This window comes from Pseudoalteromonas sp. Bsw20308 (genome assembly GCF_000310105.2).
GTDB lineage: Bacteria > Pseudomonadota > Gammaproteobacteria > Enterobacterales > Alteromonadaceae > Pseudoalteromonas > Pseudoalteromonas fuliginea.
Window position 1 is genome coordinate 3055219 of sequence record NZ_CP013138.1, and the last position, 25894, is coordinate 3081112.

The 25894-nt window shown below is 39.5% G+C and carries 25 protein-coding genes and 1 pseudogene; 7 read left to right on the forward strand and 19 right to left on the reverse strand.

Annotation, left to right across the window (positions count from 1 at the left end; translation table 11 throughout):
• Nucleotides 1-356: 356 nt before the first annotated feature.
• The 16 genes and pseudogenes from D172_RS21935 to D172_RS13565 all read right to left on the reverse strand — a co-directional run bounded on the left by D172_RS21935 (nucleotide 357) and on the right by D172_RS13565 (nucleotide 16730).
• Nucleotides 357-1037 carry a flagellin gene (locus D172_RS21935; RefSeq protein ID WP_007379113.1) on the reverse strand — a complete coding sequence of 227 codons (681 nt, stop codon included), beginning with the start codon at nucleotides 1035-1037 and terminating at the stop codon, nucleotides 357-359.
• 495 nt (nucleotides 1038-1532) lie between these two features.
• Nucleotides 1533-1892, reverse strand: a pseudogene (locus D172_RS21940) (flagellin); the annotation flags it as partial.
• Between the two features lie 253 nt (nucleotides 1893-2145).
• Nucleotides 2146-3636, reverse strand: coding sequence for a flagellin (locus D172_RS13500; RefSeq protein ID WP_007378698.1), 1491 nt, complete (start codon nucleotides 3634-3636; stop codon nucleotides 2146-2148).
• 227 nt (nucleotides 3637-3863) lie between these two features.
• On the reverse strand, nucleotides 3864-5132 hold the full coding sequence (flgL, locus tag D172_RS13505; protein ID WP_007378699.1) for a flagellar hook-associated protein FlgL: 1269 nt from the start codon (nucleotides 5130-5132) through the stop codon (nucleotides 3864-3866).
• 2 nt (nucleotides 5133-5134) lie between these two features.
• Complete coding sequence (gene flgK / locus D172_RS13510; RefSeq protein ID WP_007378700.1) at nucleotides 5135-7150, reverse strand: flagellar hook-associated protein FlgK; 2016 nt, start codon at nucleotides 7148-7150, stop codon at nucleotides 5135-5137.
• 1 nt (nucleotide 7151) lies between these two features.
• Nucleotides 7152-8147 carry a flagellar assembly peptidoglycan hydrolase FlgJ gene (gene flgJ, locus D172_RS13515; protein ID WP_007378701.1) on the reverse strand — a complete coding sequence of 332 codons (996 nt, stop codon included), beginning with the start codon at nucleotides 8145-8147 and terminating at the stop codon, nucleotides 7152-7154.
• 132 nt (nucleotides 8148-8279) lie between these two features.
• A complete protein-coding gene (locus D172_RS13520; protein ID WP_007378703.1) occupies nucleotides 8280-9374 on the reverse strand; it encodes a flagellar basal body P-ring protein FlgI in 1095 nt (364 codons plus the stop codon).
• 12 nt (nucleotides 9375-9386) lie between these two features.
• Nucleotides 9387-10070: a flagellar basal body L-ring protein FlgH gene (flgH, locus tag D172_RS13525; RefSeq protein ID WP_007378704.1), complete on the reverse strand. Its 684-nt coding sequence runs from the start codon at nucleotides 10068-10070 to the stop codon at nucleotides 9387-9389.
• Nucleotides 10071-10086: 16 nt separating this feature from the next.
• The gene (gene flgG / locus D172_RS13530; RefSeq protein WP_007378705.1) at nucleotides 10087-10875 is read right to left on the reverse strand and encodes a flagellar basal-body rod protein FlgG; all 789 of its coding nucleotides are present in this window, start codon (nucleotides 10873-10875) and stop codon (nucleotides 10087-10089) included.
• Between the two features lie 21 nt (nucleotides 10876-10896).
• A complete protein-coding gene (locus D172_RS13535) occupies nucleotides 10897-11640 on the reverse strand; it encodes a flagellar basal body rod protein FlgF (protein WP_007378706.1) in 744 nt (247 codons plus the stop codon).
• A gap of 192 nt (nucleotides 11641-11832) precedes the next feature.
• Complete coding sequence (gene flgE / locus D172_RS13540; protein WP_007378707.1) at nucleotides 11833-13203, reverse strand: flagellar hook protein FlgE; 1371 nt, start codon at nucleotides 13201-13203, stop codon at nucleotides 11833-11835.
• 59 nt (nucleotides 13204-13262) lie between these two features.
• The gene (locus tag D172_RS13545) at nucleotides 13263-13943 is read right to left on the reverse strand and encodes a flagellar hook assembly protein FlgD (RefSeq protein ID WP_007378708.1); all 681 of its coding nucleotides are present in this window, start codon (nucleotides 13941-13943) and stop codon (nucleotides 13263-13265) included.
• Between the two features lie 13 nt (nucleotides 13944-13956).
• On the reverse strand, nucleotides 13957-14388 hold the full coding sequence (flgC, locus tag D172_RS13550) for a flagellar basal body rod protein FlgC (protein WP_007378709.1): 432 nt from the start codon (nucleotides 14386-14388) through the stop codon (nucleotides 13957-13959).
• Between the two features lie 5 nt (nucleotides 14389-14393).
• Complete coding sequence (gene flgB, locus D172_RS13555) at nucleotides 14394-14801, reverse strand: flagellar basal body rod protein FlgB (RefSeq protein WP_007378710.1); 408 nt, start codon at nucleotides 14799-14801, stop codon at nucleotides 14394-14396.
• Between the two features lie 142 nt (nucleotides 14802-14943).
• Nucleotides 14944-15777: a CheR family methyltransferase gene (locus D172_RS13560; protein ID WP_007378711.1), complete on the reverse strand. Its 834-nt coding sequence runs from the start codon at nucleotides 15775-15777 to the stop codon at nucleotides 14944-14946.
• A gap of 20 nt (nucleotides 15778-15797) precedes the next feature.
• Nucleotides 15798-16730 (reverse strand): chemotaxis protein, encoded by a 933-nt coding sequence (locus D172_RS13565; RefSeq protein ID WP_007378712.1) that lies wholly within the window; start codon nucleotides 16728-16730, stop codon nucleotides 15798-15800.
• Between the two features lie 141 nt (nucleotides 16731-16871).
• On the opposite strand from D172_RS13565, the gene flgA reads away from it, so the two are divergent.
• The 3 genes from flgA (at nucleotide 16872) to flgN (ending at nucleotide 18400) form a co-directional block, all read left to right on the forward strand.
• Nucleotides 16872-17579 carry a flagellar basal body P-ring formation chaperone FlgA gene (flgA, locus tag D172_RS13570; protein WP_007378713.1) on the forward strand — a complete coding sequence of 236 codons (708 nt, stop codon included), beginning with the start codon at nucleotides 16872-16874 and terminating at the stop codon, nucleotides 17577-17579.
• A gap of 76 nt (nucleotides 17580-17655) precedes the next feature.
• Nucleotides 17656-17976, forward strand: coding sequence for a flagellar biosynthesis anti-sigma factor FlgM (gene flgM, locus D172_RS13575; RefSeq protein ID WP_007378714.1), 321 nt, complete (start codon nucleotides 17656-17658; stop codon nucleotides 17974-17976).
• The gene (flgN, locus tag D172_RS13580) at nucleotides 17969-18400 is read left to right on the forward strand and encodes a flagellar protein FlgN (protein WP_007378715.1); all 432 of its coding nucleotides are present in this window, start codon (nucleotides 17969-17971) and stop codon (nucleotides 18398-18400) included. The genes flgM and flgN overlap by 8 nt, the downstream gene beginning before the upstream one ends.
• Nucleotides 18401-18445: 45 nt before the next feature.
• On the opposite strand, the gene D172_RS13585 is transcribed toward flgN, so the two are convergent.
• Nucleotides 18446-18904 carry an LPP20 family lipoprotein gene (locus D172_RS13585; protein ID WP_007378716.1) on the reverse strand — a complete coding sequence of 153 codons (459 nt, stop codon included), beginning with the start codon at nucleotides 18902-18904 and terminating at the stop codon, nucleotides 18446-18448.
• A gap of 130 nt (nucleotides 18905-19034) precedes the next feature.
• Here D172_RS13585 and D172_RS13590 point away from each other — a divergent pair, with 130 nt between their 5' ends.
• Nucleotides 19035-20228: a flagellar assembly protein FlgT gene (locus tag D172_RS13590; RefSeq protein ID WP_007378717.1), complete on the forward strand. Its 1194-nt coding sequence runs from the start codon at nucleotides 19035-19037 to the stop codon at nucleotides 20226-20228.
• Here the strand turns inward: D172_RS13590 and D172_RS13595 are convergent.
• Entirely contained in the window at nucleotides 20225-21127 is a 903-nt protein-coding gene (locus D172_RS13595; RefSeq protein WP_007378718.1) for a LysR substrate-binding domain-containing protein, read from the reverse strand. The genes D172_RS13590 and D172_RS13595 overlap by 4 nt on opposite strands.
• Nucleotides 21128-21239: 112 nt before the next feature.
• Here D172_RS13595 and D172_RS13600 point away from each other — a divergent pair, with 112 nt between their 5' ends.
• Together D172_RS13600 and D172_RS13605 are read left to right on the forward strand one after the other, a co-directional pair.
• Nucleotides 21240-21968, forward strand: coding sequence for a glutathione peroxidase (locus D172_RS13600; RefSeq protein ID WP_007378719.1), 729 nt, complete (start codon nucleotides 21240-21242; stop codon nucleotides 21966-21968).
• Between the two features lie 54 nt (nucleotides 21969-22022).
• Nucleotides 22023-23471 (forward strand): dihydrolipoyl dehydrogenase, encoded by a 1449-nt coding sequence (locus D172_RS13605; RefSeq protein ID WP_007378720.1) that lies wholly within the window; start codon nucleotides 22023-22025, stop codon nucleotides 23469-23471.
• A gap of 124 nt (nucleotides 23472-23595) precedes the next feature.
• On the opposite strand, the gene D172_RS13610 is transcribed toward D172_RS13605, so the two are convergent.
• Nucleotides 23596-24564 (reverse strand): IS30 family transposase, encoded by a 969-nt coding sequence (locus D172_RS13610; RefSeq protein WP_007377509.1) that lies wholly within the window; start codon nucleotides 24562-24564, stop codon nucleotides 23596-23598.
• A 152-nt stretch (nucleotides 24565-24716) separates the two neighbouring features.
• Here D172_RS13610 and D172_RS13615 point away from each other — a divergent pair, with 152 nt between their 5' ends.
• On the forward strand, nucleotides 24717-25649 hold the full coding sequence (locus D172_RS13615; protein ID WP_007377501.1) for an exopolyphosphatase: 933 nt from the start codon (nucleotides 24717-24719) through the stop codon (nucleotides 25647-25649).
• The last annotated feature ends 245 nt before the right edge of the window (nucleotides 25650-25894 follow it).

Below are 25894 nucleotides of genomic sequence, written 5' to 3' on the forward strand. Positions count from 1 at the left end.
CCTATTTATGGGGAATAACCACACACCATAGACCTTCTTCACGTAAACAAACCAAACTATTGTAGTACCAGTCCGTAATAATATTTAATTAATTTGGGGGGGGCTAAATTTGATACAAACTGTATTATTATTTTTGATTACGACTGCATGGATGTACAAAGAAGAGGGAACAATATAAAAGTAATTATCGAGAACAACCAAATTACACAATTATCTTGTCGTTAAATAAAGCCCATATATAAGCCGATTGGTACAATATTAAAAGCTAAATAAAAAGGAGATGACCAAAGTCATCTCCTTTTTAAATTATTATTGGTATTCGCTAAATTAAAGAGGTAGCTAATACCTTATTTCAATTAACCTAATAGGCTAAGCGCTGTTTGCGGTAACTGATTCGCTTGCGACAAGATTGATGTACCTGCTTGTTGCAATATTTGGTTTTTCGTCATTTCTGCTGTTTCTGTTGCAAAGTCAGTATCTTGAATTCGGCTACGTGATGCAGATACGTTCTCTGATATATTCGCTAAGTTACTTATTGTGTGGTTAAAACGATTTTGAACCGCACCTAAGCTCGCTCGTTGTGAGTCGATGTTTGCAATCGCGTTATCAATAATTGCTAGCGCATCTTGCGAGCCTTTTTGGCTTGTAATATCAACATCAGCAACATCATTTAGCTTACTTGTTGTTTCTGTGATTACACCAGCTAGTGAATCATCAGACGCTTCTACGCTAAATGTTTCTGAAGAGTTTAATTGAATACCACCTGAAATTCGTGTTGAGTCAGTCGCAGTACCAGCCACACCACTTGTTAGTACAACAGGGACAGCCGTACCCGTTCCGCCATCATCTTCAACACCGGCATAAGACAGAGCTGTCACTGATAATGTACTCGCTACAGGAGCACCAGCAGCATCTGCTGTTGCATAACCTTCTAACGTTATATCTGCACCCGTATTATTAGATACTGATAATACACCGTTTTCAATACTCGCTGTTACGCCATGCTCATCAGTTGCACCATTAATAGCTTCAGCCATTGCTTGCTGGTCGCCATCTGCATTACCTGTAGCTACGTATGAAACCTTCTCGTCGTTAAGCTCAAAACTAACCGTCTCGCCAGAAACTGTTGCAGCACCACCAACAACTACCGTGGCCTCTGTTCTAGCTTGCGCACTAACACCTGTAGAGCTCGTTACACTGTTAATTGCAGCAGCTGTATCTTCTGCGCTAGCGCCTGCAGCAATAGTAACTTGAGCGTCATTACGTCCAGAGATATCATATGTACCGCCTGCATTTGTACTTGCCGCAGCGGTAGAAGCAGCTGCAGCTGTAGCAGTACCAAAACCTTCGTTAGCAGTACCACCTTGTAAATCTACTTGGTTAGAACCAATTTTTTCTGCCGCTACACTAGACAGTGATACGTTAATTGTTTCGTTTGCATTTGCACCAATTTGGAATGATTTCGAACCGAAGCTGCCGTTCAATAATTGCTGACCACCAAACGAAGTCGTATCTGAAATACGTGTTAGCTCTGTTGATAAAGCTGATACTTCTTTTTGTAGCGCTTCACGGTCTTCTGATGAATTTGAACCATTCGCTGATTGTAGTGCTAATTCACGCATACGTTGTAAAATACTTGTAGACTCACTCATCGCGCCTTCAGCTGTTTGCGCCATTGAAATACCGTCGTTTGCATTTCTTTGCGCTACGCCTAAACCATTTACTTGTGATGTTAAACGATTTGAAATTTGTAGGCCTGCCGCATCATCTTTCGCGCTGTTAATACGCATACCCGATGATAAACGCTCCATTGATGTCGCTAAATCAGAACCTGATTGAGATAGGTTACGTTGTGCGTTTAATGAAGATACATTTGTGTTTACTGAAATCATAATAAAACTCCTGATTACTTTCGTAAAAGTACTGTTTTGATTTAACCAAGAGCCGTAACAAATTTATGTACAAGCCCCTTACTGATTAAGTTAACGGCAGGAAACAAAATACCTTTAGCTTTTATTTAAAAAACGACCAAAAAAAAGGCTAACCACCTGATTTAAATATTAATTAATATGAAACCCAAATACTATAAAGCATAAAAGCGCAATAAATGCGCTTTTAATATAACAAAAACTATTGTTAGTTTAATTAACCACCTAATAAACTAATTGCGGCTTGAGGCACTTGGTTAGCTTGCGACAAGATTGATGTACCCGCCTGTTGTAATATCTGATTTTTAGTCATTTGCGCTGTTTCTGTTGCAAAGTCAGTATCTTGAATTCGACTACGTGATGCAGATACATTCTCAGAAATATTTGCCAAGTTACTAATTGTATGGCTAAAGCGGTTTTGTACTGCACCCAAGCTGGCACGTTGTGAGTCAATATTGGCAATCGCGTTATCAATTACCGATAAAGCATCTTGTGAACCTTTTTGACTTGTAATATCAATATCAGCTGCATTTTCTAAAGAACTAGTCACTTTAGTCGCAACCTCATCCACAGAAGTACTACCTGTTGTAGTAAATATATCTGATGAATTTAATTGGATAGCACCGGCTATTCTGGCAGAGTCTGTCGCACCAGTAGTCAGTACCACAACATCACCGGCAGAACCTTCGTTATAGCCTTGAGGAGTTATATCTAAGGTTGAGCCTGCGTCTCCGGCAAATCCAACGATTTCAATATCTGCGCCATTATTATTTGAAACAGATAAAACACCATTATCAATGGTTGCTGTAACACCATGCTCATCAGTTCTGCTATTAATAGCTTCTGCCATTGCCTGCTCATCACCGGTTGCAGTACCTGTTGCAACAAACGAGACTTTTTCGCCATTTAGCTCAAAGCTTACAGGTTCGCCTGCAGCTGTTTGCGTGCCGGTAATATCAAGCTGAGCTTCAGATCTTGCTTGTGCCGAAACACCTGTAGCACCCGTTACTTGATTTATTAAATCAGCAGCTTCTTCTGCACTGGCACCATTTGGAATAGTGACCGTAGAATCTTCTCGACCAGAAATTGCCAAGTTACCATATGCAATTACACTAGCGGCAAGCGTACCGGTACCCGTTTCATTTACTTGACCAAAACCATCCACAGTAGTCGCTGATTGCAAATTCGTTTGATTTGCGCCAATTTTCTCAGCTGCAACACTTGAAAGCGATACATTAATCGTTTCATTAGCGTTAGCACCTACTTGGAAGGTTTTACTACCGTAAGCACCATCTAGTAATTGTTGACCACCAAACGAGGTTGTATCTGCAATACGTGTCAATTCAACTTGAAGTGCTGATACTTCTTTTTGCAGTGCCTCACGATCTTCTGGCGAGTTTGAACCATTAGCTGATTGCAATGCAAGTTCACGCATACGCTGTAAAATACTTGTTGACTCACTCATCGCACCTTCAGCGGTTTGTGCCATTGAAATACCATCGTTGGCATTTCGCTGGGCTACTGACAAACCATTTATTTGCGACGTAAGTCGGTTTGAAATTTGCAGACCGGCAGCATCATCTTTTGCGCTATTAATACGCATACCTGATGATAAACGTTGCATTGAAGTTGCTAAGCCTTCGCCTGATTTATTTAAGTTACGTTGTGCGTTTAATGACGACACATTAGTATTTACTGTTAATGCCATTTTACCATCTCCTAGGTTTAAGCAGAGTGTGGTTCAACACGTTTTAACAGGAACCACTATTCGATAATTTCTTATTATAATAAGCATTTACTGTGCCAACTTTAAAACAAGTTTAAGTCACTGTTTTTACTGGTTTATAATTTAAATTTAAAGTTGAATTTAAAAAGTAACTTGAAGCGACAATTTTTTGCCGCTTTAAAATAAGTAAAGCGGCAAAATATTTCTGGTTAAAGGTAGTCGAACAATGAAAGGTTAGATAAACGCCCAAAGGTTGCTTGAGATACTTGCAGTGCGGTTTCTTGCTTAGTGAGCTCGCTAATAGCAGCAGCCTGATCCACCTCAATTAAACTAGATCTATTACTTTTATTTTGAATATCAAGCGCTAAGTTAGTGTCGGTTACGAGTTCAAGCGCAACCATTCTTCCGCCTAAACTTGCCTGCGTGAAAACCACTTGTTCACTGGCATTTTGTAGCTGAACAACACCATCGGCTAATACTTGTTGAAAGTCGTCTCCTTCAAGTGTGCCATCATTCAAACCTGTAATAAGTGCTTGCAACGTATTAAGTACGTTTTCTTTCTCCGGTTTTTCAAGGCTAAAATCAAGCTGACCAGGTGCTGTACCTTCAAATTCAATTTTCATTCCTGCAAAATCTATTGGTTCATCGGTAATATCACCTATCACTTGAGGAGAAAGAGACACGCCATCACGTTGAATTTCGTATTGATCAGGATCAGTTGGCGTTGCCCCAGCTGTAATCACAACATTATAAGTATTTGCTGTTGCTGGCGCTGCTGGATCTGCATTGTAATTAGATTGATGAAATCGATCAAATTCAGTTTGACCATCAACATATACTGTACCTGCGGTGATGTTATTAGCAGGGACTGTAGTAGGAATTGAAGCCGTGTTTGAGTCTACATCTAAGCGTGCTGCTGTTTTTTCAAATGTATCAAAACCGTTATCACTCGATTTAATTGATACACCTTCAGCTATCGTTATTTGATGGACACCTTGATCGCCATTATAAGTGTATTCACCTAGCGTTGAGTCAAACTGATAAGGTTGGGTGCTATCTTGATAACCTGAAAATATAAATTTCCCATCTTCGGAGCGGGTATTCATTAAATTAGCAAGCGTTTGCTGAATACCACTTAGCTCGGATGCAATCGACTTCAAATCGTCTTTAGTATAAGCGCCATTACCCGCTTGTAATGCTAGAGATTGCGCTTCTTGAATACTGGTATTAATACTTTTTAAAACGCTTTCTTCTGTTTCGAGACGACCACTAAGCTGATTAATATTTTTTGTATATTGCTCATTGGTTTGTATTTTATTTGAATATAACATTGCCTGTGAAATATCTGCAGGCGCTTCAGACGTTGTTAAATATTTTTGCCCTGTATTAACGCGTTCTTGCGCATTTGCGACACCTTGTTGCCCATCCAGTATTTTATTAATACTGCTTTGATACATTAAATTATTTGATAAACGCATGATTACCTCGCAGCACTAAGTAAAGTGTCGAAAATTGAACGCGCAGCAGCTAAAACCTGTGCTGAAGCGGCATAAGACTGTTGAAAACGCAATAAATTTGCGGCTTCTTCATCGAGATTTACTCCCGATAATGATTCATACCAAGCTTCAGACTGCTGTGCGAGAGCATCGAATGCAGCTCCACTCGTAATAGCTTGTCCAGTTACCACACCAATATCGCTAACCATACCAGCATAGGCTTGATTAAATGTTTTATGGTTATCTGCCGTCGTTGTTGTGACAACATTTTGACGTACCAACTCACCATTTTGCAAATCAGCCAACTTTAAACCATTACGGTTATCGTCAAATCCACCTTCGTTAAACTCCAGCGTAAATGTATCGCCTGTTGCCGGTGTACCCTCTATATCAAAGTCAAAACCGTATGAGTCATAAGGAGCACCAAGGCCAGCTAAAACATTTTCACCCGGCGGCGCTATCGTCACAGCTACATTAGCGCCATTACCATCACTAATAAGGTAATCATTAGTACCCGCTGCTTTAACAATTGTGATATCGCCATTCGCTAAGGCAGGTGGTGTAGTTGATGTAAAACCACCTGAGGTAACACTACTAACTGTACCTGCTGATATCGTGCCTGTGCCTATATTATTTATATCGTTCGCAGTTCTAATTGGCGACGCTAACGCAAGGTCATCACCACGTCCGGTTGCAAGCGATATGCTAGAAGCGGCTTGAGAATTTAGCTTAACTTGAAATTGATCACCAGTAGCACCTGTACCAGCAACTGTTATTTGCAGTCCAAAGGACTCGCCACTGGTAATTGATGATGAATCAATCACTCCACTGGTTGTATCTGCAAGTGATGGGTTGCCAATAGGCTCCCCTTTATTATCAATTGCCTGAATACTTACTTCGTTCGGATTAGCGGTATAGGTAATAATGAAGTTACTGGCAGGTAATTCACTACCTTTGCCTGGCTCAACCGTTGCGGTCATGTTTGTAACACCACCAGTATTATCTTGATAAGCAAATGCATTTTCTGTTGGTATGGTAAAAATATCCCCCCCCAACTCACCATTTGCATTCATGCCTAATTTATTTTGTTCGTTAAATGCATCTGCAATAGCCAGTCCCATTTGACCGATTTGATTTTGCGCCGGCACTAAAATATCGTCTCTAAAAGCAAGTAAACCGCCAATTTTACCTTTTAATTTGCTCGTATCAATTTCAAGTGGCACAGCTTTGCCACCGTTAACATCTAACGTTAGCTCTTTAAAACTAGGATCGGGGTCGCCTCTCATAGAAAACAAATTAAACGAACCATTTTGCATAACAACGGCTTCTCCTGTACCCATAAACACAAGCTTTTCACCATTTGGTCCATCAAGTGTTTCTATATCTATAAGTTCGGATAAATCACGTATTGCTTTGTCACGTTCGTTAAAAGTTGAACTTGCATCAGCAGCATTATTCGTTCCATTTACAGCAGCTATATCTTTATTTAAAGCGCTAATACTTTGGATTAGCGTATTGGCTTCCTCTGAAAATATTTCTAATTGTTCATTCACTATACTTTGCTGATCAAAGACAATACCTGAGAGTCTATCCATTTGATCAATTAAGCTTTGTGCATCAGTAATAACTAAAGAACGAGCTACCGTTGATGATGGTTGATTGAGTGCCTCTTGCACGTTATTAAATAACGAATTTATGCCTGTAGATAAGCTATTTGCTTCCTCTGAAAATAAGGTATCAACCCTATTTGCCTCTGTTACAAACTGATCAAAAAATGATTTATTAGATGTATCTCTGTTTAGCTGTTCTTGAGCAAATTGGTTTAGCAAACGGTAGGTTTCACCCCTACCTACCTGATTATCTACCATGGTAGTAAATTCTGTGCGCTCGCGTACATAGCCTTCTGTATTTACATTGGCAATGTTTTTACTTGTCGTTTGCAGTAACTCAGAACTAGCTCTGACTCCTGAACTGGCAATACTCAATAAATCATACGACATGTTACTTTACTCCTTGGCGAATCGCGTTTGCTGCAATATCTTTTAATTCTGCACTATTGAGTACTTGTTTTATTTTGCTAGCGTAATTTGGATCGGTTGCATAACCCGCTTTTTGTAACGAATCTAAAAAGTCGCTTGGCTTTGCTGTATTTTGTAATGCTTCTTGGTAGCGTGGGTTTTGTGTCAAAAAATCAACAAAGTCATTTACACTTTCTTTTATTGAGTCGTACGCCCTAAAGTTTGCTTTCTTTTTGACCGCTGTACCTTGCTCAAATTCGAGTGTGACTTTACTGGCTTTTTCACCTTCCCAGCTTTTATCTGATTTAATATTAAATAAGTTATTTGAACTGTTACCATCACTTTTATTAATGATATGTTTACCCCAACCAGTCTCAAGCGCTGCTTGCGCAACCATTACAGCCGGGTTTAAACCAATTTTCTTTGCTGCCGTTTTAGCGTGTTCCCACACAGAGCTAACAAACTCTTCAGCCGATTCAAATACCGGAGTCTCTATTTTTGATTCTGTAATATCCATGTTCATGTTCGTACTTACAGGCTCTACTGATTTATTATTATTTTCATGAGGAAGCTCTGAGCCCACTCGCTTATCACTTAAAAAGTCCGCTGTTGTTCTCAAAACAGATCCGGGCATAAAATTTTTACCATCAGGGGATAACTGTTGAACGATTAAGTCTGCAAGGCCTAAAGAACCATTTGATGATAGTTCTGTCGATAATTGTTGATCGTGCATTTCTTCAAAGAACTTAACCCCACTGGAATTAAATGGGCTTTCTTTGTCCTCAAATGCTTCGTTTGCCTTGCGCATACTTTTAAGTAACATTTGAGTGAAAATTGCTTCAAATTGTGCAGCGGCTTTTTTTAGCGCAGCCTTTGATGCATCAGTCGATGAATCACCACTGGTTAAGGCTTCTTTACGAAGTGAATCTAAGTTGCCTAAATCAAAAAAGTTTTGCTTATCGAGATGATTTGTTTCCATCAGCTTTTTGACACAATAATGAGTAATGCAATTAAAATGCAAAAATTGAGCCAGTTGACTAACTTTAAATTAGATATATTGCGAGGGAATGATTTTGCCCTAGTAAAAATGTTACTAGGGCGTGTTTAAATACTAAATAACAACTAGTTGACCGTTTATTGCACCAGCCTCTTTTAGCGCTTCAAGAATAGCCATCAAATCACCTGGTGCAGCACCAACTTCATTGATTGCTCTGACTAAATCGTCCAAGCTAACACCAGGATTAAATACAAATGCACGTGAATCATCCTGATTCACATCAATGATACTTTGATTCGTAACGGCGGTTTCACCTTCACTTAATGCATTAGGCTGAGATACATTTTGTTGCTCGGTAATCGTCACAGTTAAACCACCATGAGTAATCGCGGCTGGCTGTAGTTTTACATTTTTCCCAATTACAATCGTCCCCGTACGAGAGTTAACAATAATTTTTGCTGCGTTATCCGCAGGGGTAAACTCTAAGTTTTCAAGTGTTGATAAATACGATACACGTTGTGATGCATCTCTTGGGGCAATAACACGAATAGATGCAGCATCAATAGCTTGTGCGCTATTGGGACCAACTAAGTCGTTTATCGTACTTTCTAAACGTTTCGCTGTTGTAAAATCTGGGCGATTTAAATTAAAAGTAATATAGTCGCTTTGCATAAATGGACTTTTAACGGCACGTTCAACAGTAGCACCATTGGGAATTCGACCGACGGTGGGTGTGTTTATAACAACCTTGCTGCCATCCAAACCCTCAGCTCCTAAGCCGCCAACAATAAGGCTACCTTGTGCTATAGCGTATACATTCCCATCAACACCTTTTAAAAATGTTTGAATTAAAGTACCACCGCGCAAACTACCGGCGCTGCCAATAGACGACACGGTAATATCAATTGTTTGTCCTGGTTTTCTGAACGCAGGTAACTCTGCATGCACAGCAACAGCAGCCACATTTTTAATTTTAGGGCTTAAATTAGCCGGCAGTGTAATACCAAAATTACTTAACATGCCCTTGAAACTCTGTTGGGTAAACTTACTTTGCTCGCCAGTCCCAGGTAAGCCAACAACTAACCCGTAACCCACTAATTGGTTAGAACGCACACCTTCAACCATAGAGATATCTTTAATACGCTCTGCATGTGCCGAAAATTGACATCCCAGCAAAACAATTAAACAAAAAAACTTAAATACATTCATATTGAATGTCCTCTAAAAAGGAAAGAGCGAGCTACTAAAAAAGCGCGTTAACCAACCAGCACTTTGTGCTTCTTGGGTTTGCCCTTTACCTGAATATTGAATCCGTGCATTAGCTATTCGGTTTGATTCAACCGTATTATCTGAGCCAACATCTTGCGGGCGCACCAACCCTTCTAAGCGAATAAACTCTTCGCCTGTATTAAGAGTTAACCATTTTTCACCTCGAATAACTAAGTTACCGTTTGGTAAAACACGCATCACATTAACCGATATATTGCCAAATAAACTATTTGATTGATTTGATTTAGAGTCACCAGAAAACGATGAATCACTGCCAATTCCAAATTGAATACTGTCGCCACCGATATTAACAGGAAGTCCCCCCAAACCAATTACAGGGTCAAGGCTCGTGTCAGATTGCTTATCTGTTTCTGTTTTTGCCGCTTTTGTAGCTTGGGTAGATTCTTGCAATTTAACCGTAATGATATCGCCGGTACGCAGAGCTTTTCTGTCCGCGTATAAATCGTTCGACACATTCGTGTTAAATAAAGAGCCTGTTGCTACAACAGGTTCTATATTTGGTTCTGGGTACATTGGCGCATAGTAAGGATCGTCTTGCACTATTTCACTATTTTGTGTTGATACACATCCACTTAAAAATAGAGTGCCTGCCGCAAATAACATAATATTACGCATATTCTGCCCCTAAACCTTATAGTTGCTGATTGATATAACTCATCATTTCGTCGACGGCTGAAATTACTTTTGAATTCATTTCATAAATACGTTGAGTTTCGATAAGATTTACCAGCTCTTCTGTGACATTTACGTTTGATGTTTCAAGTGAGCCTTGAATAATACTACCAAGCCCCTCAACCCCAGGGTTACCCTGCACCGGAGCACCACTTACAGCTGTTTCGGTATAAAGGTTTTGACCAATCGGCTCAAGACCCGATGGATTAATGAAGTCACTAATGGTGATCTGACCAATAACTACGTTATCGGCTTGACCTGCAACACGAACAGATACTTCTCCGTCTTGCGAAACAGTAATCGATTGAGCATCTTCGGGGACATTCATTTCTGGCTGAATAACATAACCAGCACCCGATGTAACAATTCGTCCATCACCATCGGTGGTAAACTGGCCATTGCGCGAATAGGCAATATTGCCATCTGGCTGCAGCACTTCAAAAAAACCTTCGCCGGAAATCATCCAATCTAGTGAGTTTTCGGTGGTTAACATGTTACCTTGCGTAAACTCTTTTTGGTTGGCTACAACTTTTGCACCCGCACCTAACATTAGGCCTGATGGCATTTCAGTGTCTTGCGATGAACGACCACCTGGCTGATTAATATTTTGATAAAGTAAATCTTCAAATATAGCGCGGCTTTTTTTGTAACCAACCGTACTGGCATTCGCTAAATTATTTGAAATAACCGAAATATCGGTTTGTTGAGCATCAAGCCCTGTTTTACTGATCCACAATGCAGGATTCATAATAGTGTCCTCATTTTAAAGTTAAACTATGCGCAACAGCTGATCTTGACGTTCGTCAATTTCTTCAGCTGTTTTCATCAGTTTGACTTGTAATTCAAATTGGCGTTGATGACTTATCATATCGACCATTTCATGAACGGGGTTTACATTCGACATTTCTAAGGTTCCACTCAATACTTTTACATTAGCGGAAGTATCAACAACTTGATTTGGTTTTGGTCTAAATAAGCCATCATTACCTTTTTCAAGTTGTGAATTATCAGCCTCAACGACCCTTAAGCGATCAACTTCTTCTAAAAAATTTGCTGGGGCGCCTTGCGGACGAACCTGAATAGCACCATCTTGACTAAATTCAACCTTTTCAATTGGTACAGGCAGTATAATTGGACCACCTTCGCCAATAACTTGACGTCCATGACTTGTTACCAGCATGCCTTCTGCTGTGATATTGAGCGTGCCTACTTTAGTGTAAGCTTCATTACCCGACGCATCTTGCACACTCAGCCATGCGTTATCGCTCATTGCGATATCTAAATCTCTGCCTGTTTCAACTATGCCACCCGATGTCATGTTTGAACCCGGACGTTCTTGCATCGAAAATACACGTGTTGGCAGCCCTTCACCAAACGCTTGCATAGAACGTGCTTGAGCAAAGTCTGATTTAAAGCCTGTCGTATTGGCATTCGCCAAATTATTGGCTTTAAGGGCAAGGCCCTGCAGGCTCTGTTTAGCACCTGAGGCCGCAATGTAGACCATTTTGTCCATAACATCGACTCACATTAAAAATCTCTAACTTAACAAATGCAAAATAGATGCCAGATTAGAGTTTACGTAACATTAGAGTGATGAAACAAACAATAGAAATGATAGCCACTTACTGTAACCATTGGTTTTGGTTTAGAGGCTAAAATAAAAAAGGCTGCAAAATGCAGCCTAAAATATTTAATTAAATTTAAATTATCGAATCTGCAAAATACTTTGCTGGATTGTTGAGTTAACTTCAAGCGCTCGCGAGTTAGCTTGGTAATTACGTTGAGCTGTGATTAAATCGACAAGCTCATTAGTTAAATTTGTATTTGATTGCTCAAGTGCTGATGAGTTAATACTACCAAATGTACCTGACCCTGCCTCACCTGCAACAGGCTCACCTGAGTCAATACTTTGCTTCCAACTTGTGTCGCCTATTTGTGATAAACCTTGCGAATTAGGAAAGCGAACCATAGCTATCTGGCCAAGGTATGTTGAATCACCGTTACTGTATGAAGCAACTAGTTTACCGTCGGTGCCAATATCAATTCCAGCTAAACGACCAACAGTCGAACCATCTTGATCAAGTGCTTTAACTTCAAAACCACTTGAATACTGTGTTGGTATACGTCCTGCCGTATTGTTTTCATCACGCCAATTAAGCTCAATACCTGTGCCTGGGAATGTAGCACCATTATCAAGCATTGTAGATAAACCAGTACCAGCACCAGCAGGTAGGTTTATCTCATCAAAAGTGGTTAGGTTTGTATTTGCTACTCCGCCTGTCGTTGCAGGTAAACCACTTGAATCAAAACCAAGAGTTGTGATCGGTGCATAAGGGGTCGTGGTTTGTTCTGCGCCCGAAGTTCCATCAACTACCTTTCCATCAAGTGTCGCATACACTTCCCAGCTATTATCTGCACCACCTGAAGCTGCGTCAGGTCCTTTTACAAAAAAGTATTGCAATATATGCGGCTCACCTAACGAGTCATAAACTGTCGTTGATGTAGATGAGTTATAAGTACCATTTGATGTAGGATCAAAATCTATACCCGGTGCATCAGCTGTCGCATCTAAATTGAACGATAAGAATACATTTTCTGTAGCACGTGGCGAACCTGATGAATCTGGTATTTGAACTGGGTTTGTTGTACTCAAACTCACTGATGTTGTATCACCGGTTGATGAATCTACAGGGAATGCTTGTAAGAAATTACCCTTAGCGTCAACCATAAAATTATCTTGGTTTAATTTAAATGCACCGGCACGAGTATAGGTTAAATCTTGCGATGAAATATCATCGGTCATCGCAAAATAACCTTCACCTGTAATAGCTAAATCTAAAGAGTTATTAGTAAACTGCAGTGATCCTTGGTGAAACTGCTGTGCAACCATCGTCGTTTGCACACCATCACCATTTTTAGTCCTACCTGCGCTAAATACTGACGATGCATAAACATCGGCAAACTCTGCGCGTGACTCTTTAAAACCGGTAGTATTGACGTTCGCAATATTATTTGCTGTTACATCTAAATCTTTTTGCGCGGCAGCAAGGCCTGTTAATGCAATATTGAAGCTCATAATTCACCTCTAACCTATCAATCTGAAGCCTGCTGGCAGGCAAAAAATACTAAAATTAATTATGCGATTTCTGCGACATCCGTCAGTCTAACCGCACCTTCTTTAGTGTTAATAATAATGCCACTTGAGCCGTTAATATTTACACTTTCAATGTTCTTAAAAGTAGCAACGGGTAAACTTGAAAATTCACCGTTAGTACTTCCTTCAGCTGTTATTGTGTATTCACCTTCAGGTAAACGTTCGCCGGCTTCGTTGTTACCATCCCAAGCAAAGCGAATTGCTCCAGCTGCCTGAGAACCCATATCAATCGTTCTTACTAATTGACCTGATTCGTCAGTTACTTTGATTTTAAGGTTATCCATAGCTTCTTCTGCTACTGCTGAGCCTCTAGCATCACCCGTTTCATTTAAATCAAGGGTATTTGACTCTAGTAAAGCCTGCTTACCAACAAGCGTTGAGGCTTGTAATGCAGAATTAGACGTCATCGAAGAGGCTAAGGATTCAAAGTTAGTATTTAAATCTGTAATGCCTTGCGCCATAGTAAAACTAGTCATTTGCGCAATCATTTGATCATTGTCCGCAGGGTTACTGGGATCTTGATACGACAATTGCTGCGTCAACAACGAGAAAAAATCTTCTTGTGTTAACGCGTCACTCTCATCTTCGCTGCTAGCTACTTGCTGCTCTTGCCAACGGATTGAGTCTAAATAGGATGAAGATGTACTTATATCGTTATTCATAACCTACCCTCGGTTACCGCTGACCTAGCAGCAGTGTTTTACTTAACATTTGCTTAGCTGCATCTGCAACTTGCACGTTTGTTTCATAAGAGCGAGAGGCAGAAATCATATTAGCCATCTCCTCAACAACATTAACGTTGGGTTTATAAATATAGCCATTTTCATCCGCACTCGGGTGATTTGGATTATACTCAATCTGTAATGGAGCACTGCTTTCAACAATGCCTAAAACTTTAACGCCAACGGCGGAGCCCTGTTGATTACTTGCCGATGCTGAAGCTTTGGTAAGTTCAGCAGCAAATACAGGTTGTCGCGCTCGGTATGTTTTGTCTTGAGAAGAACTAATCGTATTCGCATTAGAAATATTACTTGCGGTGGTATTTAAGCGTACATTTTGTGCGCTCATACCTGAACCTGCAATATCAAATACATTATATAAACTCATAATTTTTATCCTTGACTACCGAGTGCTTTATTCAGACCTTTAAATCTGCTGCTTAAAAATTGCAAGCTGGCCTGATACTCCATAGCATTCTGTGTATACAAGTTTCGTTCCACTTGTATATCAACCGAGTTACCATCGCCCGTATCTGCTTGATTTGGTAAGCGAAATAATTCTGAATCATCCATACTACGAGTACCACCACCGATGTGTTTATCGTTAGTTCGTACCATTGTATTGCCGCTTTGCTGGTTTGATCTTGCCGCTTTTAATGCAGAGGCAAAATCAATATCTTTTGCTTTGTAGCCCGGCGTATCAGCATTCGCAATATTAGTTGCAATTACTTCTGCTCGTTGTGAACGGATCAACATAGCCTGCGGATGCACACCTAATGCCTTATCAAAACTGATAGCCATAACCATCTCCAAAAAATTGACTTACCTTGAATAAAGCAAAAAATACGCCATTAATACTAGAGTGGTGATTATTTATATAAGAGTATGTATTAAAAAGAAAAATGACGCTAGGCGCGTCATTTATATAGGGAAGGAGTTACTATTACAGCTTTTTTTGATAAATAATGCCAGGGTTGCATCGTACCATGTCAAATTCACTGCTTAAGCCTGTCATTGACTCTGATGCACCCAAAAATAAGTAACCTTTAGGATTCAGCGCTTGAGCAAATTGACTAATAATTTTAGCTTTTACTTCTGGGGCAAAATATATAAGTACATTTCGACAAAATATAATATCGAATTTACCCATAAGTGCGTAAGAATCAAGTAGATTTAAATGTCTAAAGCTAACTTGCTTTTTTATCGAATCATTTACTTGAGCCATACCATTGCCGCTATCTTTAAAAAACTTTTTACGGCGCTCAGCAGAAAGACCTCTTGCTAAAGCCAATGCATCGTATTCACCATTTTTACACATATCAAGCATCGTATTAGAGATATCAGTGCCAATAATTTGCGCCCCCATCCGTAACACATTAGGTTGCTTTGCTTGAAACTCAGCAACAGACATTGAAATAGAGTATGGTTCTTGACCAGAAGAACTCGCTGCCGACCAAATTTTTAGTGGTCTTCTTAGCTCCTTAAATTCCGGGAAAAGCTTATTTTGAAGCAATTCAAACGGGTATTGATCTCTAAACCACAACGTTTCATTCGTAGTCATTGCGTCTACAACCGCAGCTCGAAGCTGTCGCTCATGAGGACCCAGCGTTTTGCTAACCAGCTCTGATAAAGATTCTACATTAAATCGAGTCATTAACGGCGCAAGTCGGCTTTTCACCAAATATTGTTTATTTTCACCTAAAACGATCCCGCATTGCTGCTCCAAAAACGAACGAAACTGATCGTATTCACTTTGCTGCAAATCTTTATTATTCAAATTAGTAACACCTATTTTTATTAATCACAATGAACCCATTTTTTCACAGCAGTTGCTAGTTCATCTGGGTTAAATTTTGCAATAAAGTCATCAGCCCCTACTTTTTCAATCATCGCCTGATTAAAAACACCACTCAATGAAGTATGTAAAATAACATGTAAAGGGGCGAGTTTAGGATCTGCTTTAATTTCTGCCGTTAACGTATAGCCATCCATTTCAGGCATTTCAACATCAGATATAAGTAAAGCGACACGTTCGGTAATATTGTCTTTACAATCTAATTCAGCTATTTCTTTTAACCTTATTAAGGCTTCTTTACCATTTTTAGCTAACTCAGTTTGAACACCAAGTGGCTCTAGCGCACGTTTAACTTGGTTACGCGCAACAGCTGAATCATCAGCAATAAACACAATTCGCTCACCCAAGTCTTTTTGAATATCGCCGCTAGCTGCTACATCAGCACTTACTTCTGTGTTTACAGGGCAAATTTCGTTAAGAATCTTTTCTACGTCTAATATTTCGACCAGTTCATTTTCGATTTCGGTTACAGCGGTTAAATATGAATATCGGCCAGCACCTGATGGAGGCGGCATTATTTTTTCCCAATTCATATTAACAATACGCTCTACCCCACCCACTAAAAAACCTTGCACTGAGCGGTTATATTCAGCAATGATAATAAAACTGTCTGTTATGTTTTCTATTGGTCGCCCACCCACGGCCATAGAAAGATCTATCACCGAAATAGTCTGGCCGCGAATATGTGCAACACCACGAATATAGGCGTTTGACTTTGGCATACTTGTTAGTGGAGGGCATTGTAATACTTCCCTCACCTTAAATACGTTTATACCAAAACGCTGCCGACCCCTGAGCTTAAATAATAGTAATTCTAGGCGGTTCTGCCCAACCAACTGGGTGCGCTGGTTTACTGAGTCTAAAATGCCTGCCATTCAAATCTCCTAAAGAAAACAAATAATACGGAATGATAATTGCTTTCTATTTATAAAGCTTACATAACATCACGGGAGCGTCTTCTTTTTGACGCAAAATATTTATACCCTGTTTGAAACCATAAGCATAGTCGAAACATTATGAGTTTGTTAAAAAAAGTCAGAAGATACAGTGTTTTTTATTTTGTTGCTAGCCTCAGCTTCGCTTTACCCCTGCACGCAAAAGTCTTTAATAAAGATTTATTACAAGAGATCGCAATAAGTTATGTCGCCGATCAGATTGGTTCTACAGAAAATACTAAAATACAATTAAGTGCTTTACCACTTGATAGTCGTATTCCTGATCGAACCTGTCAAAATGCGCTCGAGTTACTAATCCCAAGTGAGCCGCCATTTAATCGACAAGTTACATTACAAATAAAATGTAACGATACTCAAAATTGGTCTCAGTACGTGCATGTAAGAATAGTTGAAATGGCACCTGTTGTGATCGCTAACGCAAATTTAGTGCGAGGTGAAGTAATAACAAGTTCTCACTTAAGTATTGAAATGAAACCAACACATTTTGTTAGAATGCAGTATTTAGATAACCCAGAAATACTTATTGGAAGTAGGAGCAAACGCAACATAAGAAGCGGGATGCCTATATTACTTAACCAAATATGTATGGTGTGCAAAGGTGATTCTGTAAACATTTTAGCTAACCTTAGAGGGTTGAAAATAAAGACAACGGGAGTTGCTTTAGAGGACGGAACAATTGGAGAACAAATACGTGTTAAAAACAAAAAAACGGGTAAAGTTTTAAATGCACGAGTGGATGGTGTAGAGTCGGTGCAGGTAAACATTTAATTCAAAATTATGCTAAAGTATTCTTCGTAGGTGCCGATATGTTGGCATAAGTTGGGTAATATACAGGTTTATTATTATGGTCAGTCAAGTTAATTCAGGTAATCAACAAACTGCTGCTTTAGCTAATACTAAGCAACAAAAAGTTGATTTACAAAGAGATAATGTAAATACGCAATCACTTCAGTCTGCTTCACCTAAGGCCGCCAGTGACTCAGTAAGTCTAACGCCGCAAGCGAAAGAATTAAAAACGTTGCAAGAAAAAGCGCAGCAATCATCTGGTTTCGACAGTGATAAAGTTTCAGAACTAAAAAAAGCAATTACTGAAGGTAAGTACCAAATTGACAATGAAAAGTTAGCTAAAAACTTAGCTAGTTTCGAGTTTGACGTATATGGCTGATCATAACAGTTTAATTATCGTCAAGCTGAACGAGCAAGGAAAATGCTTAGATTCATTAGCCACCTTATTAAATGATGAGCTGACCGCGATTGCGTCTCGACGTGGCGAAGGTTTGAAAGAAATTGCTCAACAAAAAATGCCTTTTTTAACTAAGTTAAATTCTCTTGATAAAGAATTAAACAAACTCATTGCTAATAACGACGAACTGTCAGATGAAGTTCCTGATTTAATTTCCATTGTGCGTAGTAAACTTGAAAAATGTAAAAAACAAAATGATGTAAATGCACATGCGGCGCATCAAGCTCAATTGAGCGTTAAACAATTGAAAGAGATTTTAATTGGTGCTCCTTCCTCAACTACATACGATCAAGCCGGTGGCGAAGTAAACACCAACAGCCAACTTGTACGTAACCTAAAAGCCTAGATTGATTGGGTATAATAAAAAGTCATCATCCCTAATTAAATAAATTTAGTAATACGTTACTTTCTTTACTTCTCGAGGCTTAACTTCACCTATATATAAATCGTGAACACGTTTCATATTTAATTCAAGCTCAGTTACATAAGTATCATCTACAGCATACGTTTTAATTACTTGCGCCCCTTTTATAATCCCCTGCACTTTACTTTGTAAATAGTCATCTTGCGCTATTGAGCCTGCAACAGTAGTTCCGGCGGTAATTTTTTGCCCGTAAACTTGTTCTGTTAATTCTCGATAAGCCTCCAGCTTTGACGCTTTAATAGCCATTAGTTGCTTTTGCGAACTGTTAACGCCCTTTTGCAAGCTGATAGGCGCATAACCAATCGCTTTTATAATAGGGTAATTATTTGGCGCTACATATTTATATTCAACATGTTTATCAAACACGCTACTGCAACCACTTAGTGCTAAGCACCCCAGTGTGATAGATAATGATATTGCTCGCATTGTACATCGTCCTAATAAACTAATTATGTAACTATATGCACGTTTAATGCCATTTATAGTATTAAAAACAACGTTGGTATAGTCCTTGCTCTAAACACACTACTAGCTAAAGTTTAATTGGAGTAAGTGTATGAAATCGTTTTTATCATCAGTATTTGTAGGATTAAGCGCAACTGCTTTATTAACGTTTTCACCTTTCACAAAAGCGCAGTGGTATGAATCGACTGGGCACGCACTTGTTCAAAATGGGGATATGAGCGCAGCCAAATCTGCCGCTATAAAAGACGCAATAACCCAAGCTTTAGTATTTTCAGGCGCAAGAGTAAGCTCAGTGCAAACCTTGGTAGATGGCGTGTTAATGCAAGATCAACTTAAAATTAGTAGTCACGGTGAAATTCAAAAAATTGAGCTTATAAGCGAAAATAAATACGACGATAAATTTGCAATCACACTGCGCTTAGACATTTTCGCTCAAACAGAACAATGCCCGCAAAACAGCTTTAATAAATTTTTAGCTGTAACCCAAAGCCAGCTTAATCATCGCGAGCAAGCAAAAATGGGTCAAATTTTTGACATAGATAAAGCGGTTAGCAAAAATATTTTTTCGGCGCTGCAAAAATCAAAAATGAGTGCAATACCTGTTGCCTATTACAAAAACGCTATCAAAGTTGATAAATATTTTACTCAACAACATGATTACTCCACTGCTCAGTTAGAAGAAATTGCAACTCGCAGCAACGCTCAATATGTTTTATTAAGCCAAATAACAAACCTATCGACCAGTAATAAACTCAATAGTGAATATGCGTTTTGGCAAGATGAAAGCTACCAGCGTAGCTACCAAATAGAATTAACATTGTTTGATGGCACAACGTACGAGCAACTTTGGCAAAATAGCTATCAAAGCCAAGCAATTTGGCCATTCGAAAAAACAGCCATAATTGATGTAAACAGTGATAGATTTTGGCAATCACCTTTTGGGCAAAGTATAAGTGAAATAAATCACTCTTTAAGTTACGACATACAAGCTGCAATGGCGTGTTTACCAACGCAAGGTAAAATAATGCACATTGAAAACAGCAAAATAGTCTTAAATTTAGGTAAAGCACACGGTTTACAAAAAGGCCAACTGCTCAGCATTGCACATCATAATTACTTAACGGATGCAGCGGGTAATATCATGCCGCATAAAGTAACCACACTTAACACCATTCGCGTTGAACAGCTTTATCAACAAAGTGCCATTGCGGTAAGTATTGATGACAAACCGCTACCAGGCGTGCAAATAAACGATGTAGTAGAAATAATCAGCCAAGATCTTTAATTAACCTTTTTAGTTAATTTAGCTTTTAAATTAGGGTGAGCAGACAACCACTCGCCCAATTGTTCTACACCAGATAAATGCGGATAATGCTTTCTGCATGCAAATACCACATTACGCTGCTGATTAGGAAATATAGGCATGTAGTCAATACCCGCCCGCTCTGTGCAAGCAAGCTTTGGTACAAATGTAATACCGTCATCCATGGCCACTAACGCTAATAATGTTTCTAAACTATTACCTTTATACTGATTAGATACATCGACTCCTGCAGAAAAACAAAACTTTTGGGCTTGATCTTTAAAGCAATGGCCATCACTTAACATTAGTAGGCTGCATCCTTGAAGGTCGCTTAACGCCACTTTTTTATGCTTAGAAAGCGCGTTATCTTGTGATACCGCCACTAAAAAATCTTCTTTGTATAGAGCAACCGTATGATAATTAATAAGTTCTGGCACATCGGCTAAAATAGCAAAGTCGAGTTCGCCATTATTTAAAGCTTCTAAAATTGTTGCTGTTTGCATCTCAATAAACGAAAACTGACTATCAATAAATGCCGCTTTCATTGATGTTAATAACGCAGGCAACAAGTAAGGCGCAATGGTAGGAATTATACCAATGGTTAATTTTCCTTGCAGGGGTTCATTTGATGTCGCGGCTAATTCTTTCAGTATTTGTGTTTGCTCTAAAATCAGCTCTATTTGCGCCAATAAACGAGCGCCTTTACTCGTAAGAGTAACTTGCTTGGTGGAACGATCAAATAAAACAACACCCAGCTCTTGTTCAAGTTTTTTTACTTGCCCACTTAATGTAGGCTGGCTAACAAAACAGGCATCAGCAGCTTTACGAAAATGTTTATAGTGCGCGATTGCTTTTACATATTCGAAATCTTTTAAGTTCATATTCAGCTCCACCTGATAGTTTATAGCTATCAGTTTAATACAAACAAACGATTGGAACTATATTTAATTATTCACCATAATGGCTATCAACAAATCAAGAGGAACAAAAACTATGTTAAACAATATCGAAGGTCAAACAATCCCAAGTGTTACATTTGCAACTCGTGAAAATAACGAATGGAAATCAGTAACAACAGATGACATTTTTAAAGGTAAAACGGTTGTAGTATTTTCACTACCAGGTGCATTTACACCAACATGTTCATCAACTCACTTACCGCGTTACAACGAATTAGCAGGCGTACTTAAGCAAAACGGCGTTGACGAAATTGTATGTTTATCAGTAAACGACACCTTTGTAATGAACGCATGGGCTGAACATCAAGAAGCGCAAAACATTACTTTATTACCAGACGGCAACGGCGAATTTACTGACGGCATGGGCATGTTAGTAGACAAAAATGACCTAGGCTTTGGTAAGCGCAGCTGGAGATACTCTATGCTGGTTAAAGATGGTGTAATTGACAAAATGTTCATCGAACCAGATTTACCAGGCGACCCGTTTGAAGTATCTGACGCAGACACAATGCTTGACTACATCAACCCTAAGCAAGCTAAACCAGAACCAGTAAGTATCTTTACTAAACCTGGCTGCCCTTTCTGTAAAAAAGCGAAAGAGCTACTTGCAGAAAAAGGTTTCGCCTATGAAGAGATTGTTATGGGTGCAGGTGCATCACTAACAAGCCTTAAAGCTGTATCTGGTCGTGATACTGTTCCACAAATATTTATTGGTGGTAAACACATTGGCGGCTCAGACGATTTAGAAAAATACTTTGCTTAATTAAGTAAAAATTAACAGGGGCCTATTGCCCCTGTTTAATAAAGGATACCTACTATGAAAGAATTGCAAACCGATGTTGTTGTTATAGGCGCAGGTACAGCTGGTTTAAGTGCTTATCGTAATGCTAAACAGTTCACACAAAATGTATTAATGATTGAATCAGGCCCATATGGCACAACATGCGCACGTGTTGGTTGTATGCCTAGTAAATTATTGATTGCAGCCGCCGAAGCCGCACACGCAATTGAAATGGCACCTGCATTTGGTGTTCATAGCTCAAAGCCAGTCATTGACGGCAAAGCAGTTATGGCACGCGTTAAAAGTGAACGAGATCGTTTTGCAGGATTCGTAGTAGAAGCCGTAGATGAATTACCAGATGGAGATAAAATTCGTGGTAACGCTAAATTTTTAGACACAAACCGCGTACAAATAGACGATCATACAATTATTACAGCAAAACGCTTTGTAATTGCCACCGGTTCACGCCCTTCATACCCTGGCGTATTTAATAACTTTGGCGACAAACTTATTATAAACGACGACGTATTTGATTGGGATGACCTACCAGAATCAGTCGCTGTATTTGGCCCTGGTGTAATAGGTCTTGAAATTGGCCAAGCACTTAGCCGACTAGGCGTAAATGTAAAACTATTTGGTGTAGGCGGCGCAATTGGCCCACTTACAGATCCAGTAGTAAAAGACTATGCAAACACTGTGTTCGCTCAAGAATTTTTTGTAGATACCGACTCAAACGTATCTGACATGATGCAAGTTGGCAACAAAGCACAGCTAACTTACACCGACAAACAAGGTGAAAAACACACCGAACAGTTTGACTACGTACTTGCAGCCACAGGCCGAGTACCTAACGTAGATAAACTAGGCCTTGAAAACACCGGTATTGAACTTGATGAACGCGGCGTACCGCACGCAGACACACACACAATGCAATGTGGTGAGTCGAACATATTTATAGCCGGTGATGCCAGCAACATGATCCCATTGCTACACGAAGCATCTGACCAAGGTGCTATTGCGGGTCAAAATGCAGGGCGCTTTCCAGATGTACGTATAGGTCTGCGCAGAGCTAAAATTGCAGCTGTATTTAGCGACCCACAAATAGCAATGGTAGGCGAAAGCTACAAGCAAATTACTGACCGATTAGGCCCATGCGGCTGTTTTGAAGTAGGCGAAGTGAGCTTTGAAAACCAAGGCCGAAGCCGAGTAATGCTTAAAAACAAAGGCCACATGCGTGTATACGCAGAGCAAGGCACAGGCTTATTTTTAGGTGCTGAATTTATTGGCCCACAAGCCGAACACATTGCTCACTTATTAGCATGGGCTGTTCAAAACAAAATGACCGTACCACAAATGCTTGATATGCCATTTTACCACCCAGTAATTGAAGAAGGCTTACGCACCGCCCTTCGCGACTTAAACGCCAAACTTAAATTTGGCCCAGACATTGTAAACTCATGTATGGAATGTGGCCCAGGCGCATAAACTGCTCATTGCACATACACTTGCTAACAAAGGCCAAAGTATTTACTTTGGCCTTTTTATTTTTATAAATTTTTTAAAGCAGACCTCTCAAATAACGCGGATTCAAATCTGAAGTGCATAACGTTTAGGCGGCTTTAGCCGCCAAATGATCTTGCATCAATTTTGCAGGCGTTTCAAATCCAAGTGTCTTTCTCGGACGATTATTAAGTTGCTCAAGTACTGGTATAACTTGCGCTGGTGTTACCGCCTTAAAATCTGTGCTCTTCGGCCAATACTGGCGTAGTAATCCATTCGTGTTTTCATTCAATCCGCGCTCCCATGAGTGATAAGGATGAGCAAAATAAACAGGAACACTTAATGCCTTTGTGATTTGCTCATGATAAGCGAACTCTTTTCCATTGTCAGCCGTGATGGTATGAAGCGCTGACCTATATGGTCTTAATAGTTCTATCGTCGCCGCAGTGACGGCTTGTGCTGTTTTGCCTGCCACCTGAGTTGATACAGTGAATTGGGTGACCCGCTCTACAATGGTAACAAGGGCGCCTCGATGACCTTTACCTATGACGGTATCTATTTCCCAATCTCCGATACGGCCTTTCTCATCAACTATTTGTGGACGTTCTTCAATGCTAACGCGATTTTTTATTTGCCCTCGGTTTGTCTTACCATGACTGCGCTTGTGATATTTCTTACCGTGTCGGCGCAGATGTAGGTATAACTCACCACCTGCTTTTTTATCTTCCCAGATATATAGATAAATGCATTCATGACTGACAGATTGTTTATTTTCCTTGCGCAACCATCCCGTTATTTGTTCAGGACTCCACTTCTCATTAAGCTTCTGGGTAATTAAAGCCATCATTTCAAGTGTCATCTTAAGTGGTTTTCTTGCACTTCTTCGGCGAGACAAAGCCCGCTCATGAGCTTGTTTGTATCTGTAACCTCGCTTGCCTGTATTTCTAGCAAGCTCTCTTGAAATCGTAGATTGCGATAAATTAGTTAGCTCAGCAATACTTTGTTGCGTAAAACCGCTTTTCTTTAGAACAGCGATCTGGCATCTTTGCTCATAGGTCAGTTGTTTGTAATGTCTCATTGTAAAATCTCTTGCCGGAGAAAAAGCAGTTAGCTTATGAGCAACTGACCACTTAATCTAGTCAAAACAAGTTATGCACTTACAATTTGAATCTAGGTAATATATTTACTGTTACACTCAATTGATAACTCAATTAAAATGATGGAATAGCTATGTCCAATAATAAATTTAGACTTGTTACACGCAGTGATTTTGATGGCCTAGTATGCGCCGTCCTTTTAAAAGACTTAGACCTAATTGACGACATTTTGTTTGTTCATCCAAAAGACATGCAAGATGGCAAAATAGACATTACCGAAAACGACATTACCACCAACCTTCCCTACGTTGCAGGTTGTCATATAGCGTTTGATCATCACCTTAGCGAAACCGTACGTAACTCAAACGACATTAAAAACCATATTATTGATCCGCAAGCCCCTTCGGCTGCACGTGTAGTTTATGACTATTATGGTGGCGCTGAAAAATTTCCGAATATCTCAGTTGAAATGATGGACGCCGTAGACAAAGGTGATGCTGCTCAGTTTTCAAAAGACGAAATATTAAACCCAACAGACTGGGTATTAATGAACTTCATTATGGATGCACGCACAGGGTTAGGCCGTTTCCGTGAGTTTAAAATTTCAAACTACCAATTAATGATGAAACTCATTGACGCCTGTAAAGACCAAAGCATTGAACAAATACTACAAATAGAAGATGTAGCCGAACGTGTTGCTTTATATAACGAGCATAACGAAAAAGCAAAAGAGCAAATTACTCAATGCGCCACTGTCCATAAAAATTTAGTGGTACTTGATTTAACCCAAGAAGAAACTATTTACGCTACCAACCGCTTTGTTATTTACGCCATGTACCCCAACTGCAACATCTCAATTCATAAACTGTGGGGCCTTAAAAAGCAAAACGTAGTGTACGCAATTGGTAAATCAATCACCAACCGTACCTCAAACACCAATGTTGGCGAGCTATGCTTAAAATATAATGGTGGCGGGCACTTAAATGCCGGCACTTGCCAAGTAGAAACAAGCCAAGCTGAAGCCGTACTTAGTGAGTTAATCGATACAATTACAAGTGATGGTTAGACATTAAAATTTAGCGTTTTTTAAACTATTAATAGAGCGAGTAAATTGACGTTTACTCGCTTTTTTTGTGTATAAAAATAATAAAGCATACTTACAAAGCTATTACGATGGAGAACTCATACTCGAAGTAAAAGGCTGATTAAACTGATTAAACAGGACAGCCACTCTATCTAATTGTACAAATAATATTGTGTCATTAAATTTACTTTTTTGACCAAGAATTCATTTCTTTTTATATTATTATT